Source organism: Rhizobium terrae, assembly GCF_003425685.1.
Taxonomy (GTDB): Bacteria; Pseudomonadota; Alphaproteobacteria; order Rhizobiales; family Rhizobiaceae; genus Neorhizobium; species Neorhizobium terrae.
The window spans coordinates 77,093-91,666 of record NZ_QJKM01000017.1; the positions used below are offsets into that span (position 1 = coordinate 77,093).

At 62.7% G+C, this 14,574-nt stretch carries 15 protein-coding genes; 6 read left to right on the plus strand and 9 right to left on the minus strand.

Features of this window, described 5'->3' with window-relative positions; genetic code table 11:
- Positions 1–13 precede the first annotated feature (13 nt).
- A complete protein-coding gene (gene trmB / locus DMO26_RS26710; protein WP_117195373.1) occupies positions 14–712 on the plus strand; it encodes a tRNA (guanosine(46)-N7)-methyltransferase TrmB in 699 nt (232 codons plus the stop codon).
- A gap of 3 nt (positions 713–715) precedes the next feature.
- Here the strand turns inward: trmB and DMO26_RS26715 are convergent, their stop codons facing one another.
- Both DMO26_RS26715 and DMO26_RS26720 read right to left on the minus strand, forming a co-directional pair.
- Positions 716–973 (minus strand): BQ00720 family protein, encoded by a 258-nt coding sequence (locus DMO26_RS26715; protein WP_117195374.1) that lies wholly within the window; start codon positions 971–973, stop codon positions 716–718.
- Between the two features lie 44 nt (positions 974–1,017).
- Positions 1,018–1,443 (minus strand): Hsp20 family protein, encoded by a 426-nt coding sequence (locus DMO26_RS26720; RefSeq protein WP_117195406.1) that lies wholly within the window; start codon positions 1,441–1,443, stop codon positions 1,018–1,020.
- A gap of 195 nt (positions 1,444–1,638) precedes the next feature.
- Here DMO26_RS26720 and DMO26_RS26725 point away from each other — a divergent pair, with 195 nt between their 5' ends.
- The gene (locus tag DMO26_RS26725) at positions 1,639–2,580 is read left to right on the plus strand and encodes a nucleoside hydrolase (protein WP_117195375.1); all 942 of its coding nucleotides are present in this window, start codon (positions 1,639–1,641) and stop codon (positions 2,578–2,580) included.
- Between the two features lie 72 nt (positions 2,581–2,652).
- On the opposite strand, the gene DMO26_RS26730 is transcribed toward DMO26_RS26725, so the two are convergent.
- The 3 genes from DMO26_RS26730 to DMO26_RS26740 all read right to left on the minus strand — a co-directional run bounded on the left by DMO26_RS26730 (position 2,653) and on the right by DMO26_RS26740 (position 7,289).
- Positions 2,653–4,995: a methyl-accepting chemotaxis protein gene (locus DMO26_RS26730; protein WP_117195376.1), complete on the minus strand. Its 2,343-nt coding sequence runs from the start codon at positions 4,993–4,995 to the stop codon at positions 2,653–2,655.
- Positions 4,996–5,186: 191 nt separating this feature from the next.
- On the minus strand, positions 5,187–6,086 hold the full coding sequence (locus tag DMO26_RS26735; protein WP_117195377.1) for a ribokinase: 900 nt from the start codon (positions 6,084–6,086) through the stop codon (positions 5,187–5,189).
- 51 nt (positions 6,087–6,137) lie between these two features.
- Entirely contained in the window at positions 6,138–7,289 is a 1,152-nt protein-coding gene (locus tag DMO26_RS26740; protein WP_226951433.1) for a DNA recombination protein RmuC, read from the minus strand.
- Between the two features lie 162 nt (positions 7,290–7,451).
- Here DMO26_RS26740 and def point away from each other — a divergent pair, with 162 nt between their 5' ends.
- From def to truA, 3 genes are all read left to right on the plus strand, one after another.
- The gene (gene def / locus DMO26_RS26745) at positions 7,452–7,967 is read left to right on the plus strand and encodes a peptide deformylase (RefSeq protein WP_117195379.1); all 516 of its coding nucleotides are present in this window, start codon (positions 7,452–7,454) and stop codon (positions 7,965–7,967) included.
- A 221-nt stretch (positions 7,968–8,188) separates the two neighbouring features.
- Positions 8,189–9,142: a methionyl-tRNA formyltransferase gene (gene fmt / locus DMO26_RS26750; protein WP_117195380.1), complete on the plus strand. Its 954-nt coding sequence runs from the start codon at positions 8,189–8,191 to the stop codon at positions 9,140–9,142.
- Positions 9,142–9,897: a tRNA pseudouridine(38-40) synthase TruA gene (gene truA / locus DMO26_RS26755; protein WP_117195381.1), complete on the plus strand. Its 756-nt coding sequence runs from the start codon at positions 9,142–9,144 to the stop codon at positions 9,895–9,897. The genes fmt and truA overlap by 1 nt, the downstream gene beginning before the upstream one ends.
- 37 nt (positions 9,898–9,934) lie before the next feature.
- Here truA and DMO26_RS26760 read toward each other — a convergent pair whose 3' ends face one another.
- The 3 genes from DMO26_RS26760 to dapD are packed head-to-tail and all read right to left on the minus strand — an operon-like array spanning position 9,935 to position 12,600.
- Positions 9,935–10,531 carry a hypothetical protein gene (locus DMO26_RS26760; protein ID WP_117195382.1) on the minus strand — a complete coding sequence of 199 codons (597 nt, stop codon included), beginning with the start codon at positions 10,529–10,531 and terminating at the stop codon, positions 9,935–9,937.
- Entirely contained in the window at positions 10,515–11,723 is a 1,209-nt protein-coding gene (gene dapE / locus DMO26_RS26765; RefSeq protein WP_117195383.1) for a succinyl-diaminopimelate desuccinylase, read from the minus strand. The genes DMO26_RS26760 and dapE overlap by 17 nt, the downstream gene beginning before the upstream one ends.
- Before the next feature lie 22 nt (positions 11,724–11,745).
- A complete protein-coding gene (dapD, locus tag DMO26_RS26770) occupies positions 11,746–12,600 on the minus strand; it encodes a 2,3,4,5-tetrahydropyridine-2,6-dicarboxylate N-succinyltransferase (RefSeq protein ID WP_117195384.1) in 855 nt (284 codons plus the stop codon).
- A gap of 138 nt (positions 12,601–12,738) precedes the next feature.
- On the opposite strand from dapD, the gene DMO26_RS26775 reads away from it, so the two are divergent.
- On the plus strand, positions 12,739–13,599 hold the full coding sequence (locus tag DMO26_RS26775; protein ID WP_117195385.1) for an LOG family protein: 861 nt from the start codon (positions 12,739–12,741) through the stop codon (positions 13,597–13,599).
- A gap of 212 nt (positions 13,600–13,811) precedes the next feature.
- Here DMO26_RS26775 and DMO26_RS26780 read toward each other — a convergent pair whose 3' ends face one another.
- Positions 13,812–14,510 carry a hypothetical protein gene (locus DMO26_RS26780; protein WP_117195386.1) on the minus strand — a complete coding sequence of 233 codons (699 nt, stop codon included), beginning with the start codon at positions 14,508–14,510 and terminating at the stop codon, positions 13,812–13,814.
- Between the last annotated feature and the right edge of the window lie 64 nt (positions 14,511–14,574).

Sequence of the window (14,574 nt, forward strand, 5' to 3'; positions counted from 1 at the left end):
AAACGGGAAACACATGATCGAACAGCACCCGAGCCGTGCCACCGAAGCCTTCTTCGGACGTCGCAAGGGAAAGCCGCTGCGCGAACGCCAGGCGGAAGGCATGGCGACGCTGCTGCCGGTCCTGAAGCTCGATCTCCTGGCGCCGCCACCCGCGTCCCTTGCCGAACTCTTCTCCGTTCCGGTGAAGGTTCTGCGGCTGGAGATTGGTTTCGGCGGCGGCGAGCATCTCATCCACCGCGCGCAGGAAAACCCTGAGACCGGCTTCATCGGTATCGAACCCTTCGTCAATTCCATGGCGAAGCTGCTGTCGCGCGTCGAAGAGCTGAACTTGAAGAATGTCCGCGTCTATGACGACGACGCCACGCAGGTGCTCGACTGGCTGCCGGACGGTTCACTCGACAGGATCGATCTTCTCTACCCCGATCCGTGGCCGAAGCGGAAGCACTGGAAGAGGCGGTTCGTGTCGCAGGTCAATCTTGACCGGTTCCACCGCGTGCTGAAGCCGGGCGGCCTGTTCTGTTTCGCGTCGGATATCGATACCTACGTCAACTGGACGCTGATCCATTGCAGGGATCACGCCGGCTTCGAATGGCTGGCGAACCAGTCATCGGATTGGCTGACGCCTTTCGCGGGCTGGCCAGGGACGCGATACGAAAACAAGGCCCGCCGCGAAGGCCGTTCCTCGGCCTATCTGACGTTCGAAAAAGTCTGAGCGTCAGTGAACGGTTACGGTCTTCAGATCGTCTTCGGCAGCCTTGAAGAAGGTGCTGGAGCGGTTGTCGGTCAGAAGAATCGGGGTGCCGTCGGCGCCGAACAGAGCCCAGAGATCGAGAGTAGGATCGATTTCGGGAGCCTCGGGGAAGCAGCGGGACACTTCGTCCGACCGCATTTTGCGAATATATCCGACTTCTCCGGTGCCAAGATGAGCCAGTTCGGACTGCGTCAAACGCGTATTCGCTTCTTTCAGGAGCATTCCAGCCTCCATATTGAGGATGCAACGGCATTAACGCCGTTGATCTACTCTGAGACGGAAATGTTAATTTTTCGCACCATGCGCTCGGGCTGGGGGCGGATAAGGTCGATTGACAGCAATCCGTTCCTGAGAGACGCGCCGGCAACCTGCATGCCGTCGGCCAGAACGAAGACCCGCTGGAACTGGCGGGCGGCAATGCCGCGGTAAAGATATTCCCGCTCACCCTGCTCGATCTGCCGCCCCCGGATGACCAGCTGGGTCTCCTCGGTCGTCACATCCAGTTCCGATTCGGAAAAGCCGGCAACGGCGAGCGTGATCCGGAGGCGCTCGGGCGCCTCGACATTCGCATGAATGCGTTCGATATTATAGGGAGGATACCCGTCATTGGCCTTGGCAAGGCGTTCGAGGGTCTTTTCCATGGCGTCGAAGCCCAGAAGCAGGGGGCTCGCGAATGGCGTTATTCGGGTCATCATTCAGTCCTTGAAACAAGCGACCATATCGGCGCCCGGTCTCGGCTCGCCAACTCGGCCCCTATATGGGTATTTGCCGTGTTGCGCGCAAGGACAACCCGGGTCGGTGCGGTCACGATCGCGCCACGTGAGCAGGATGATGCTTGACAACACGCAAGGGAGCGACAACACCCGCCGCTGAGAACGGGAGTGGCCATGCAGCGCAGAAAGATCATCATCGACACCGATCCGGGCCAGGACGATGCCGCCGCGATCATGCTGGCTTTTGCCAGTCCGGACGAGTTGGAAGTGCTCGGCCTGTGCGCGGTGGCCGGCAACGTGCCGCTTTCCTACACGAGTCGAAACTTACGGATCGTCTGCGAGCTCTGCGGCAAGCCCGACGCACCGGTCTATGAAGGTGCGTTGAAGCCGACGCATCGGCCGCAGGTGACCGCCGAGCATGTGCATGGCCGCAGCGGTCTCGATGGCGTCGCACTGCCTGAGCCGGTGATGATGGTACGTGAAAAACATGCCGTCGACTTCATCATCGAGACGTTGCGGAACGAGCCTGCCGGAACGGTGACGCTCTGTACGCTTGGCCCGCTCACCAACGTGGCGCTGGCACTTCAGAAGGCTCCCGACATCGCCTCGCGCGTCAGGGAACTGGTGATGATGGGCGGGGGCTTCTTCGAAGGGGGCAACATCACCCCTGCGGCCGAATTCAACATCTATGTCGATCCGGAGGCGGCCAAGATCGTCTTTGCGTCAGGCATGCCGATCGTCATGATGCCGCTCGACGTTACCCACCAGTTGCTCACCACCAAGGCACGGGTTGCGAAGATCGCCGCACTCGGAACCCATCCGGCAAAGGTGCTGGTCGACTGGCTGGCCTTCTTCGAACGGTTCGATATCGAGAAATACGGCTCGGACGGCGGTCCACTGCACGACCCGACGGTGATCGCCTATCTCCTGAAGCCCGAGCTTTTTTCCGGCCGGGAATGCAATGTCGAGATTGAAACTCAGTCGGAGCTTACGGTCGGCATGACGGTGGTAGACTGGTGGCGCGTCTCCGGTCGCAAGCCGAATGCTACGGTCATGCGCGAGGTCGATGCCGATGGTTTCTTCGCACTGCTGACCGAGCGTGTCGGCCGGCTCTGATTATTGGTCGGGAGAGATGCGGGCATGAAAAAGCCGCCGAGTTACGGCGGCTTTTTCATGCATCTATGGCGATCAGAATTCCTGCCATTCATCCGTTGCCACCGCGGCGGTGCTACGAGACGCGGCGACCGTGGCTGCTACCCTGACGCGCGGTGCCGGTTCGCTTGCCTGCGGCGCCCGCATGGCCTCCGCGATCTGACGCAAGGCCTGCGGCGCGTGATGACCGGCAGCATGAGCCGAGACGCGGAAGCGCGAGACCAGCGAATTCAGCGTTTCCGCCTCCGTGCTGAGCACCGTGCTGGCGGCCGTTGTTTCCTCCACCATGGCCGCGTTCTGCTGGGTGACCTGGTCCATCTGGTTGACGGCCGCGTTGACCTCCTTGAGGCCGGCCGCCTGCTCGCTGGCCGAGGCGGAGATCTGCCGGATCAGGCCGTTGATCTGCATCACCTGCACGGCGATCTTCTGTAGCGTGTCGCCCGCCTTGCCGACCAGATCTACACCATCCTTCACCTGGCTGGTCGAGGCGTTGATGAGCGCCTTGATCTCCTTCGCAGCATTGGCGGAACGCTGCGCAAGTTCCCGAACTTCCTGAGCAACGACAGCAAATCCCTTGCCGGCTTCGCCCGCACGCGCCGCTTCGACGCCGGCATTGAGCGCTAGAAGGTTGGTCTGGAAGGCGATCTCGTCGATCACGCCGATGATGCGGGAGATCTCCTGGGAGGAATGGGCAATGCCTTCCATGGAAGCGACGGCCTTTTGCACCACCTCGCCGGATTTCTCGGCATCCTCGCAGGCGAGATTGACGGTGGCGGCTGCAGAGCTTGCGTTCTCGGCGCTCGAATTTACCTGGGCCGTGAGCTCGTTAAGGGCGGCTGCCGTTTCCTCCAGGCTGGCGGCCTGCTGCTCGGTGCGGCGTGAAAGATCCTGCGCGCTGGAGGTGATTTCACGGGTGCCGTTGCCGATGTTGCGGACGGTGGAATTGACCGTCGCGATCGTATCCTCGAGACTTTCCAGCGCCTTGTTGAAATCGACCTTGAGCTTGGCATAATCCCCGGGGAACTCATCCTCTATGCGATAACCGAGATTGCCGCCGGAAAGCTCTGCAAGCCCCTTGGCGAGCGAACCGACGACGCGCTGCTGCTGCCGTGCATTGTCTTCGCGCTCGGTCTCGGAGCGTCCGCGCTCGGCATCGGCGGCGTTTCGCTGCGCCTCCGCTTCCGCCTCCAAGCGGCGGCCATCGGCGAGCGTGTGGCGGAAGCCTTCGAGCGACTTGGCGAGCGAGCCGATCTCGTCCGTCCGTTCCTGACCCTGAACGGGCTGTTCGAAACGGCCCTGGCCGAGAAGATCGACGCTGCCAAGCAGCGCGCCGAGCGGGCGACGCACGAAAACGCTGCTGCCGAAATAAAGAGTGGCGATGCAGGCCGCCATCACGACGAGGCCGCCGAGCACCATCATCAGTGTCTGGTCCTGCACGGGAGCCGCAATCACGCTCTGCGGCACGTCGACAACGATCGCCCAGGTCGCGTTGAGATCCGGCACGGTGAAGGGATAGACGACGCGCTCGTAAGGTTCGGATGCATCCGTGGTGAGATGGTCGAGCTGCGCGGGCTTGCCGGACTTCAGTGTGGCCAGCAGCTCGTTTGCCTTCTCGCCATCGACCGGCTTCATCAGCTTGTCGGCTTTGACCGGCACGATCCAGGCGCCGCCCTGCGAGACGAGCAGGACGCGGCCGGAGCCGAAGGGGCGCATGGCCTGCAGCTTCTTCGTCAGCGTGGCGAGCGACACGTCCAGACCGGCGACGCCGAGGAATTTCGAACCCGACATGACCGGATAGGCGACCGAGCTCATCGCCGTCGCGTCGCCTGTCGTGCTTTCGACATAAGGCTGGGTCAGCGATCCCTTTTTCGAATTCGCGGCGAGCGCATACCACTCCGCCTGAGTATCGATGTCGAAGACGCTGTAGGCGATATCGCCGGTCTTGCTCTTGGTCCAATACGGAGCGAGCTCGCCCTTCTTGTTGCCGCCCATGTCCTTGTTGCCGACGAACTCGGCGTTCTTGCCGTCGAACGTGCCGGGCGCTTCGGCGAACCAGCTGCCGTAGGCGAAGACGTTCTGTTCCAGATTGGCCTTCAGCGCGTCAACCACGCCCTTGCGATTCAGATAACCGCCTGCGTGGCCGCGGCCGATGACGCCGGCGATCGACCGGGCGGCGCCGGCGAGCTGGCCCATATCGACGGCGACCTCGTTGGCGATCGAGCGGGCTTCCGCCTCCGCCTGCGCCATGGTGAGTGTCGAGACGCGGCTGCGCGTCTGGGAAATCAGGAAGAGGTTGGAAATGACGAGAACCAGGGCGATCGCCAGGCTCGTCACCAGGATGAGCTTCGTGGAGAGGGATTTGATCTTCAGCGAAAACATAGGTTGCCTCGCAGTGCGGAAGGGTGTTGAGCCCCTTCATGGGGCGTCCGCGAGGCAAATGGGGTTACCGGCCAAATCCCGCGGAGATCTTGACCGCGACCCTAGTGGCGATGTGTTAACTTTAACTAAAATCCACCCGATGAGTCACCGCATTGCAGCAAAACACTGCAGGTAACATTGGCTTAAATCGATTAAATCCGCGCATCGACGGCTTCGGCCGGCGGAATAGAAGGCTGTGCCCCCGGCGTGAGGCAGGCGAGCGAACCTGCGACCGCCGCCCGGCGCAGGGCTTTGCCGAAATCCAGTCCCTGTTCGAGGCTCGCCGCGAGATAACCGCAGAACGTATCGCCGGCCCCGACCGTATCGACCGGCTCGATGTCGAGGCCGCGGGCGGCGAAGAATTCTCCGTCGCGAATGGCAATGACGCCATCGCCGCCGAGGGTCACTACCAGCGTCTGGCCGGTTTCCGCGTGGTGTTTTTCCAAGGCCGACTTGCGGGTTGCCGCGTCCGGGACCGGATGTCCCGCAAGCCGTTCGAATTCGGTCTCGTTGGCAACCACGACATCCGCGAGCCGTGCGAGCCTTGCGGCTTCTTCCGTCAGCGGCGCGGTGTTGATCACCGTCAGGATGCCCTTCGCCTTTGCGGCGCGCAGGGCGGTTTCCACCGTGTCCGCCGGGATTTCGAGCTGCAGCATGAGGATATCGCCATTCTGCATGACCTCGACGGCCGCATGGGCCTGCTCCCGGCTCACCGTTCCGTTGGCGCCGGGAACGACGGCGATCATGTTCTCGCCCGTTCCGCCAACCAGGATCAGCGCCGTCCCCGTCGGTTCGCCGACATGTGCAACGGCGGAAAGATCGACCTCGGCCTCCGTCAGAAGGGCAAGCGCGGGCTTTGCAAAGCCGTCTTCGCCGACCGCACCCGCCATCCTCACGACGCTGCCCGCACGGCGGGCGGCAAGCGCCTGGTTGGCACCCTTGCCGCCCGCCGCCGTTGCAAAACCCGATCCCGCCACCGTCTCTCCCGGCTGCGGCAGACGGTCGGTGGTGGCGATGAGGTCCATGTTGATGGAGCCGAGAACGGTGATCATTGGGCAGGCCTGTCTCAAGGTTTAAAAGTGGCGCGACTGTGCCCGACCGCGTCACTCCTCGTCAACCACCCGAAGCTTGAGGAGACCGGTCCGGCTTTCGACGACTTTCGCCTGCGGCATGTCCGTCGGCGGTTCTGCATCCGCCGGCGCCTCCAGTTCCAGGGTGCCGATCCTGGCGCCGCGGCGGTTCAGCTTGTCGGCGGAGGTGACGATCTGCTCGACATCTTTCTGCGCCGCGAGAAAATGCGCCTGCAGCTTGCGCGTCCTGTCGTCGAGGCGCCCGAGATCCTCCATCAGCAAAGCGACTTCGCCCTGGATGAGATGTGCCTGCTCGCGCATCCGCTGGTCCTTCAAGACGGCCTGGATGACCTGGATCGACAGCATCAGCAGGGAAGGCGAGACGATCACCACTTTTGACCGCTGGGCCTTCTGAACGGCAGCTTCGAAATGCTCGTGTATCTCGGCGAAGATCGATTCCGACGGCACGAAGAGAAAAGCCATGTCCTGGGTTTCGCCGGGGATCAGGTATTTTTCGGAAACGTCGCGGATATGCACGTCGAGATCGCGCTTGAAGGCCTGCGCCGCCGCCCGTCTGGCATCCGGAGCCGCCGCCTCGCGAAACACGTTCCAGGATTCGAGCGGGAACTTGGCGTCGATAACCAGCGGCGGCGCACCGTTCGGCATCTTCACCGTACAGTCCGGCCGCATGCCGTTCGAAAGCGTCGTCTGGAACGTATAGGCGCCCATCGGCAGCCCGTCGGCGACGATCGCTTCCATGCGGCCCTGGCCGAAGGCGCCGCGGGTCTGTTTGTTGGAAAGAATCGCTTGCAGGCCGACGACATCCTTGGCGAGCGTCTGGATGTTGCTTTGCGCCGCGTCGATCACCGCCAGGCGCTCCTGCAGCCGGCGCAGGTTTTCATGAGTGGACCTGGTCTGTTCGGTAATGGTCGCGCCGATCCGGTGCGTCATGCCGTCGAGCCGCTGGCTGACCACCTGGCTGAGTTCGGACTGGCGTGCGGAAAGCGTCTCGGCCATGGCCGACAGCCGGCCCTGCATCTCATTCTGAGCCCTGATCAATTCCGCAAGCCTGGCCTCGGATTCCATTGCCGAGCGGGCTGCTTCCGTTTGCCGCCGGATGTTGGCTCGCATCCACAGGATCAGGAAAACGATACCGGCAATGGCCGTGGCGGCGACGATTGCCATGGTTTGCTGCGCGGCCAGAAGCTGGGGAAGGCGATCGAGAAGATTGTCCATGATCTCAGGCTAGCAGAAATCCGCGGCTTGAAAAGATCAAAACGTGAACATTCTGTCCGGAGCGATCGCAATCCCTATTTCATCGGAAAAAAAGATGGGTTATGGGAGGCCATGACGATCAAGCCGCTGATTATTCTTCCCGACCCGATCCTGCGCCAGGTTTCCAAGCCCATCGAGCAGGTGGATGCCGAACTCCTGAAACTTGCCGACGATATGCTGGAGACTATGTACGACGCTCCGGGCATCGGGCTTGCGGCGATCCAGGTCGGTGTGCCGCGCCGTATCCTGGTGGTGGACGTTTCGCGCGAAGGCGAAGAGAAGCAGCCGCAGGTTTTCATCAACCCAGAAATCGTCAAGTCTTCCGACGAGCGTTCCGTCTATGAGGAGGGCTGCCTGTCGATCCCGGAATATTATGCGGAGGTGGAGCGTCCGGCGATCGTCACCGTCAAGCATATCGGTCGCGACGGCAAGGAGCATCTCGTGGAAGCGGACGGACTTCTCGCCACCTGCCTGCAGCATGAGATAGACCATCTCAACGGCGTGTTGTTCATCGACTACATCTCCCGCCTGAAGCGCGAGATGGTGATCAAGAAATTCACCAAGGCTGCCAAGACGAAGGCTGTTTAGCATCCGTTGAAAAATTCGGGCGGCGCCGCTCATCATTACGGGAAAGCAGCGTCCGCCGTCGCATGCGAGGCAGGCCAATCGGAACCAGGGAGGCGATGGTCACCGCTATCCGCCTTTCCCACGGCGCAACGCTGGCGACATGCAAGGTAAAAGACGTCGAGGGGCTTGATCTTCGGCCGGTAAACCCGTTTGAAGGCGCTTGAACAAAAGCGGGCAACGATATGTCTCTTCGCATCATCTTCATGGGCACGCCGGAATTTTCCGTGCCGACGCTGCAGAGCCTCAAGCAGGCGGGGCATGAGGTCGTCGCGGTCTATACCCAGCCGCCGAGGCCGGGCGGGCGGCGAGGGCTCGATCTCGTGAAGTCGCCTGTGCATCAGGCGGCCGAACTGCTCGGCATACCGGTTTTGACGCCGCCCAATTTCAAAGCGGAGGAAGATCGCGAAACCTTCCGCGCGTTCAAGGCGGATGTCGCGGTCGTGGTCGCCTATGGCCTTCTGCTGCCTGAAGCGATCCTCACCGGCACGCGGTTCGGCTGCTACAACGGCCATGCATCGCTCCTGCCGCGCTGGCGGGGCGCGGCACCCATCCAGCGCGCCATCATGGCCGGTGACGCAAAAACCGGGATGATGGTCATGCAGATGGAAAAAGGCCTCGATACCGGCCCCGTCGCGCTGACCAAAGAGGTCGAGATCGGCGAAAACATGACGGTTGGCGAGCTGCACGACCGGCTCATGCTCACCGGTGCCCGCGCCATGGTCGAGGCGATGGAGAAGCTAGAAGCGAACGACCTGCCCCTGACGCCGCAGTCCGAAGAAGGCGTGCTCTACGCCGCCAAGATCGACAAGGGTGAGACGCGCATCGATTTCTCCGGACCGGCGCGCGACGTCCACAATCATATCCGTGGTCTTTCGCCCTTTCCGGGCGCCTGGTTCGAGGCGGAGATCAATGGCAGGGTGGAACGCATCAAGGTCCTTGCGTCCGAAATGGCTCAGGGAAGCGGCGAGGCCGGCAGCGTGCTGGATGATGCGCTGACGGTTGCCTGCGGCGAAGGCGCCGTGCGGCTCGTAAAACTTCAGAAGGCCGGCGGCAAGCCGCTTGCTGCTTCCGAATTCCTGCGCGGCACGCCGCTTGCGGCCGGCGCCAGACTTGTTCAAAAGATCGGGCCCGCCTGATGCCGCGTTTCCGTATGACCGTCGAATATGACGGCACGCCCTATGTCGGCTGGCAGATGCAGGAAAACGGCCATTCGGTGCAGGCCGCATTGCAGGCGGGCATTCTGTCGCTGACCGGCGAGACGGTCTCGATCCGCGGCGCGGGCCGCACCGATTCCGGCGTGCATGCCATAGGCCAGGTGATCCATGCGGATCTCGCGCGCGACTGGAAGCCCTACAAACTGCGCAACGCGCTGAACGCCCACCTGATGATGGCGGGCGAGAAGGTTGCGGTACTCGACGTTCAGGCGGTCGACGATGAGTTCGACGCGCGCTTCTCGGCGCTGCGCAGGCATTACCTCTATCGCATCCTCAACCGGCCGTCGCCATTGGCGCTCGAGGCGAAGCGCGCCTGGTGGGTCGCCCGCGAGCTGGATCACGAAGCGATGCATGCGGCGGCGCAGACGCTGGTTGGGCATCACGACTTCACCACCTTCCGCTCCGCCCATTGCCAGGCGACCAGCCCCGTCCGCACGCTCGACCGGCTGGATGTGACGCGCAACGGCGAGCTGATCGAGATCCGCGCCAGCGCCCAGAGTTTTCTCCACAATCAGATCCGCTCCTTCGCCGGCACCCTGAAGCTCGCGGGCGAAGGCAAGATGACGCCTCAGGATGTGCGTGCGGCGCTTGACGCGCGGGATCGCGCCGCCTGCGGGCCGGTGGCGCCACCGGACGGGCTCTATTTCATGAAGGTCGATTATCCAGGTGATCCATGATCACCATCGATCCGTAATCCAGGGATGGAAGGGCTGCTCAGAACGGATATATGCCGAGAAAGCGCTGCAGGGCTTCCGTCAGGATGATGTTCGGGACCATCAGCACCAGCACGAAGGCGATGATCATCAGCGGCTGTGGGCCATTGATCATGCGGATGATGCGGGAAAACGCAACGATGAGCGCCATGATCAGCGCAAGCTGGAGCAGTCCGATGATCGGCAGCATCGCCGGCGCGAGCAGCATCAGCGCGCACATCAGCCCGTAGATCCACGAAAACGGCACCGCAAGCCAGTTCATCGTCACGACGATGGCTGGGAATTTCCGTTGGATGCCGGTGAGCAGGCAGAGCAGGCCGGCCAGGATCAGCGGCAGGAGCCAGGTCAGAACCTCCAGCATGGCGGTACGCAGGAAGAACAGGCCGCCGAGCCGCGACCCCTTGGGCATGCCGTCCAGCATCAGTTCGTGCAGCCAGAGCCAGGACGCGACGGCCGGCGGCAGGCACCAGACGAAGGCCCAGAAGGACCGCACCATGCCGCGATCGGAAATATCGAGCAGCCGGAATCCCTGCGCATCGCCTTTGATCAGCAGCCAGAGGCCGCTGAGGTATAGCCGGACTTCATGATAGGAGGGCATTATCGAACCAGCGGGAGATGAAGGTCCCGTAGATTTGGGTAAGCGTCTCCAGATCGGCAAGGGCGACGCGCTCATCGACCATGTGCATGGTCTGGCCGACGAGGCCGAATTCCACCACCGGGCAATAATCCTTGATGAAGCGCGCATCCGACGTGCCACCGGTCGTCGAAAGCTGCGGCACCTTGCCCGTGACGGCCTCCACGGCGCCGGAGAGCGAAGCGATCAGAGCGTTGTTGCGGGTAAGGAAGACATGGCTCGGGCGCTCGGCCCAGGCCATTTTGTAACGCGCCGGCTGGCGGCCAGGGCGTAGCGGACCCTGAGCCGCGGCGGCATCGAGACGGCGCAGGATCTCCGCCTTCACTGTATCGGCCGTCCAGATGTCGTTGAAACGGATGTTGAAGGCGAATGTCGCCTTGGCCGGAATGATATTGGTCGCGGGATTGCCGACATCGACCGATGTCACTTCCAGATTGGAGGCCGGGAATTCCGGCGTGCCAGCATCGAAGGGCGGGTCCATCAGCGCCGAAGCGAGCGGCAGCAGCCCGCGCACCGGATTGTCGGCCAGATGCGGATAGGCCGCATGGCCCTGCACGCCATGGACCGTCACCTTGCCGGAGACCGAACCACGGCGGCCGATCTTGATCATGTCACCCAGCACATCGGGATTGGTCGGCTCGCCGACGAGGCAGGCATCCCAGCGCTCGCCTCTTTCGGCCGCCCATTTGAGGAGTTTCTCGGTCCCGTTGACGGCCGGGCCCTCCTCATCGCCGGTGATGAGGAAAGAGATCGAGCCCTTGGGAGCACCGTGCTGTTCGATATGGCGGGCGATCGCTGCGAGGAAGCAGGCGATGCCGCCCTTCATGTCGACGGCGCCCCGGCCGTAAAGCGTATCGCCGGCAATCTCGGCTGCGAAGGGCGGATGGCTCCAGGCGCTTTCGTCACCCGGCGGGACGACGTCCGTGTGCCCGGCGAACATCAGGTGCGGGCCGTCGACGCCAAGTCGCGCATAGAGGTTTTCGATATCCGGCATGCCCGGCTCCGTCGCCACCATGCGCTCGACCTTGAAGCCGAGCGGCAGAAGCATGGCTTCCAGTGCGGACAACGCGCCGCCTTCGGCAGGTGTCACCGAAGGGCAGCGGATGAGGGACTGGAGATTGGCGACGGGATCGCCAGAGGGATGAGACGCGGACATTTCGGAATATCGGCCTTGAATATCAGTCGCGCAGCAGTTCGTTGATGCCGGTCTTGGAGCGGGTCTGCTCGTCGACGCGCTTGACGATCACGGCACAATAAAGGTTCGGACCCGGCTCGCCGTTCGGCAGCGGCTTGCCCGGCATGGTGCCGGCGACGACGACGGAATAGGGCGGCACCTCGCCATACATGACCTCGCCGGTGGCGCGATCGACGATCTTCGTCGACTTGCCGATGAAGACGCCCATGCCGAGAACGGAACCCTCGCGGATGATGCAGCCTTCGACGACTTCCGAGCGGGCGCCGATGAAGCAGTTGTCTTCGATGATGGTCGGACCGGCCTGCATCGGCTCCAGCACGCCGCCGATCCCGACGCCGCCCGAAAGGTGGACGTTCTTGCCGATCTGGGCGCAGGAGCCGACGGTCGCCCAGGTGTCGACCATCGTGCCTTCGTCGACATAGGCGCCGAGGTTGACGAAGGACGGCATCAAGATGACGTTCTTGGCGATATAGGCGGAGCGGCGCACGACGCAATTCGGCACGGCGCGGAAGCCCGCGGCACGGAAGGCGTTTTCGCCCCAGTTTTCGAACTTCGACGGTACCTTGTCCCACCAGGTGGAATTGCCCGGGCCGTTCTTGACGACTTCCATGTCGTTGAGGCGGAAGGAGAGGAGCACCGCCTTCTTCAGCCACTGATGCACAATCCAGGCACCATCCGCGCCGCGGCTCGCGACACGCGCCTTGCCGCCGTCGAGCAGGTTCAGAGCTTCCTCGACCGCATCGCGGACTTCGCCCTTGGTGGAAATCGTGACGCTGTCGCGGTTGTCGAAGGCCGTCTCGATAGTCTTTTCGAGGGAAGAGAAGTCAGGGTTGCTCATGGGGAATCCTTAAACGTCACTCGATATCGTGATGGTGGGAAAGGTGGCCAATTGGTGTCATTTGCTCTAAGCGACCGCCACTCAAGCGTCAATGCGAATTGGCGTCAACCCGCTGTTGGCGCCGGAAGGAATGTTGAAATGGCAAGAGCGAAGAAGGATGGACCGCGGCGCAGGGATGGGGTCTGGGATCCGCTGAAGGACAACGTCGCGGACAAGCGCGCCGCCGCCGGGCAGCCGAAAACGCCGCAGACGCTTTCGCCCTCCTACCGCCTGGCCTATGTGGACGAGGATTTCCTCTCGCGGGAGGAGACCCGTCCCATTCGTCTGCAGCTCGAACTCATGAAGGCGGAAATGATGCTGGCCGAGCGCGGTATCAAATCCACCGTCGTGCTCTTCGGCGGCGCCCGCATTCCGGCACCAGGCCAGAGCGCCTGGGCGGCCCGTAACGAAATCCAGCGCCAGAACCTCGAGGCGGCTTCCGTCTTTTACGAGGAGGCGCAGAAGTTCGCAGCCCTCTGCGGCAAGCATTCGGCAAACCACAACCACCAGGAATATGTGGTGGTAACCGGCGGTGGTCCGGGCGTGATGGAGGCCGGCAATCGCGGTGCAGCGGAAGCCGGGGCTCCAAGCATCGGTCTCAACATCATGCTGCCACACGAACAGGCGCCGAACCGGTTCGTGACGCCGGAGCTCAGCTTCAACTTCCACTATTTCGCCATCCGCAAGATGCATTTCATGATGCGCGCCAAGGCGGTCGCCGTCTTCCCCGGCGGCTTCGGCACGCTGGACGAGATGTTCGAGGCACTGACGCTCATTCAGACGAAGCGCATGGAGCGCATTCCGCTGATCCTGTTCTCGGAAAAATTCTGGCGCGGCATCATCAATTTCGATGCCCTGGCGGAATTCGGCACCATCGCGCCCGAAGACCTCAATCTGATCAGCTTCGTGGAGACGGCCGACCAGGCCTGGAAGGTCATCGCGGACTTCTACGAGCACTGAACGCTTGATCGAAAAGTCGGGAGTTCACGGCCAGATTGCCGGCAGGGAATTCTGCCGGTGAAGTCGCAGATCGAAACTTCCGGCTAGGTTTGGAGGCCGTCCTGAGCGATGAATTTCCCGATCCGTAAAAACAAGGAATCCGCCCTCCTTTGGGAAGGGAGGGCGGTTCCTTTGACGACGACTGCCGGGACTAGTTCGAAGGGGGCGGAGAACTAGAGGGGGCGGTCCGGCAGGTCGTCGATGGAAATGGTGCCGTCCTTGTTGGTGTCCATGCGGGTGAACAGCCTGTCGCCGGCGGCGATCGCTTCGGCCTTGGTGACCTTGCCGTCGCGATCCTCGTCGAGCATGCGGAACATGCCGCCGCGCATCATCGGGCGCCCATCGCCGCGATCATGCCGGTCCCAGCGGGCCTCATGACGGCCCCAGCCGTGACCGTCGCGGTCATCTCGATCCCGGCCATGACGACCCCAGCCGGCATGATCGCGGTCGCGACGGTGGTCGCCCCGCTGGTCGGCGGTCTGGTTCTGGTCGTCCGGATTGCCCGGAACCTGGTTGTCGGCAGTGTTGGCCACGGCCGGCGGCGGATTGTTCTTGCGGAACTCTTCGAACTTCGCCTGACGATGGTCGAACATCTCGCCGCGCGTCAGCGAACCGTCCTTGTTGGCGTCGATCTCGGTGAAGAGCCTGTCCTGGAAGGCCGTCATCTCGTCCTTGGAGATCTTGCCATCCTTGTTGGCATCGGCCGTCTTGAGCAGGCGCACGAACGTCACGTCCTGCATCACGCCGCGGCCCATCGGCCCCATCGGCCCGCGATCGGCGCCGTCTCGGCCGGGTGCGGCAAATGCCGGCATGGCGGCTCCGGCGATCAGGGCGACGCCGAGTGTCGCCAGAACGATCTTTTTAGCGGTCATCGAGGGGGTCCTTTCCGGTTGTTTCGATAGCCTGAAGGTAGGCGCCGCAACCGGCAAGGACCAC

Coding starts and splice junctions, on each gene's coding strand:
- DMO26_RS26775 (WP_117195385.1), top strand. CDS start 12,739: ATGGCAAGAGCGAAGAAGGATGGACCGCGGCGCAGGGATGGGGTCTGG.
- truA (WP_117195381.1), top strand. CDS start 9,142: ATGCCGCGTTTCCGTATGACCGTCGAATATGACGGCACGCCCTATGTC.
- trmB (WP_117195373.1), top strand. CDS start 14: ATGATCGAACAGCACCCGAGCCGTGCCACCGAAGCCTTCTTCGGACGT.
- DMO26_RS26720 (WP_117195406.1), bottom strand. CDS start 1,443: ATGACCCGAATAACGCCATTCGCGAGCCCCCTGCTTCTGGGCTTCGAC.
- DMO26_RS26760 (WP_117195382.1), bottom strand. CDS start 10,531: ATGCCCTCCTATCATGAAGTCCGGCTATACCTCAGCGGCCTCTGGCTG.
- def (WP_117195379.1), top strand. CDS start 7,452: ATGACGATCAAGCCGCTGATTATTCTTCCCGACCCGATCCTGCGCCAG.
- DMO26_RS26725 (WP_117195375.1), top strand. CDS start 1,639: ATGCAGCGCAGAAAGATCATCATCGACACCGATCCGGGCCAGGACGAT.
- DMO26_RS26730 (WP_117195376.1), bottom strand. CDS start 4,995: ATGTTTTCGCTGAAGATCAAATCCCTCTCCACGAAGCTCATCCTGGTG.
- dapE (WP_117195383.1), bottom strand. CDS start 11,723: ATGTCCGCGTCTCATCCCTCTGGCGATCCCGTCGCCAATCTCCAGTCC.
- dapD (WP_117195384.1), bottom strand. CDS start 12,600: ATGAGCAACCCTGACTTCTCTTCCCTCGAAAAGACTATCGAGACGGCC.
- DMO26_RS26735 (WP_117195377.1), bottom strand. CDS start 6,086: ATGATCACCGTTCTCGGCTCCATCAACATGGACCTCATCGCCACCACC.
- fmt (WP_117195380.1), top strand. CDS start 8,189: ATGTCTCTTCGCATCATCTTCATGGGCACGCCGGAATTTTCCGTGCCG.
- DMO26_RS26740 (WP_226951433.1), bottom strand. CDS start 7,289: ATGGCAATCGTCGCCGCCACGGCCATTGCCGGTATCGTTTTCCTGATC.
- DMO26_RS26715 (WP_117195374.1), bottom strand. CDS start 973: ATGCTCCTGAAAGAAGCGAATACGCGTTTGACGCAGTCCGAACTGGCT.
- DMO26_RS26780 (WP_117195386.1), bottom strand. CDS start 14,510: ATGACCGCTAAAAAGATCGTTCTGGCGACACTCGGCGTCGCCCTGATC.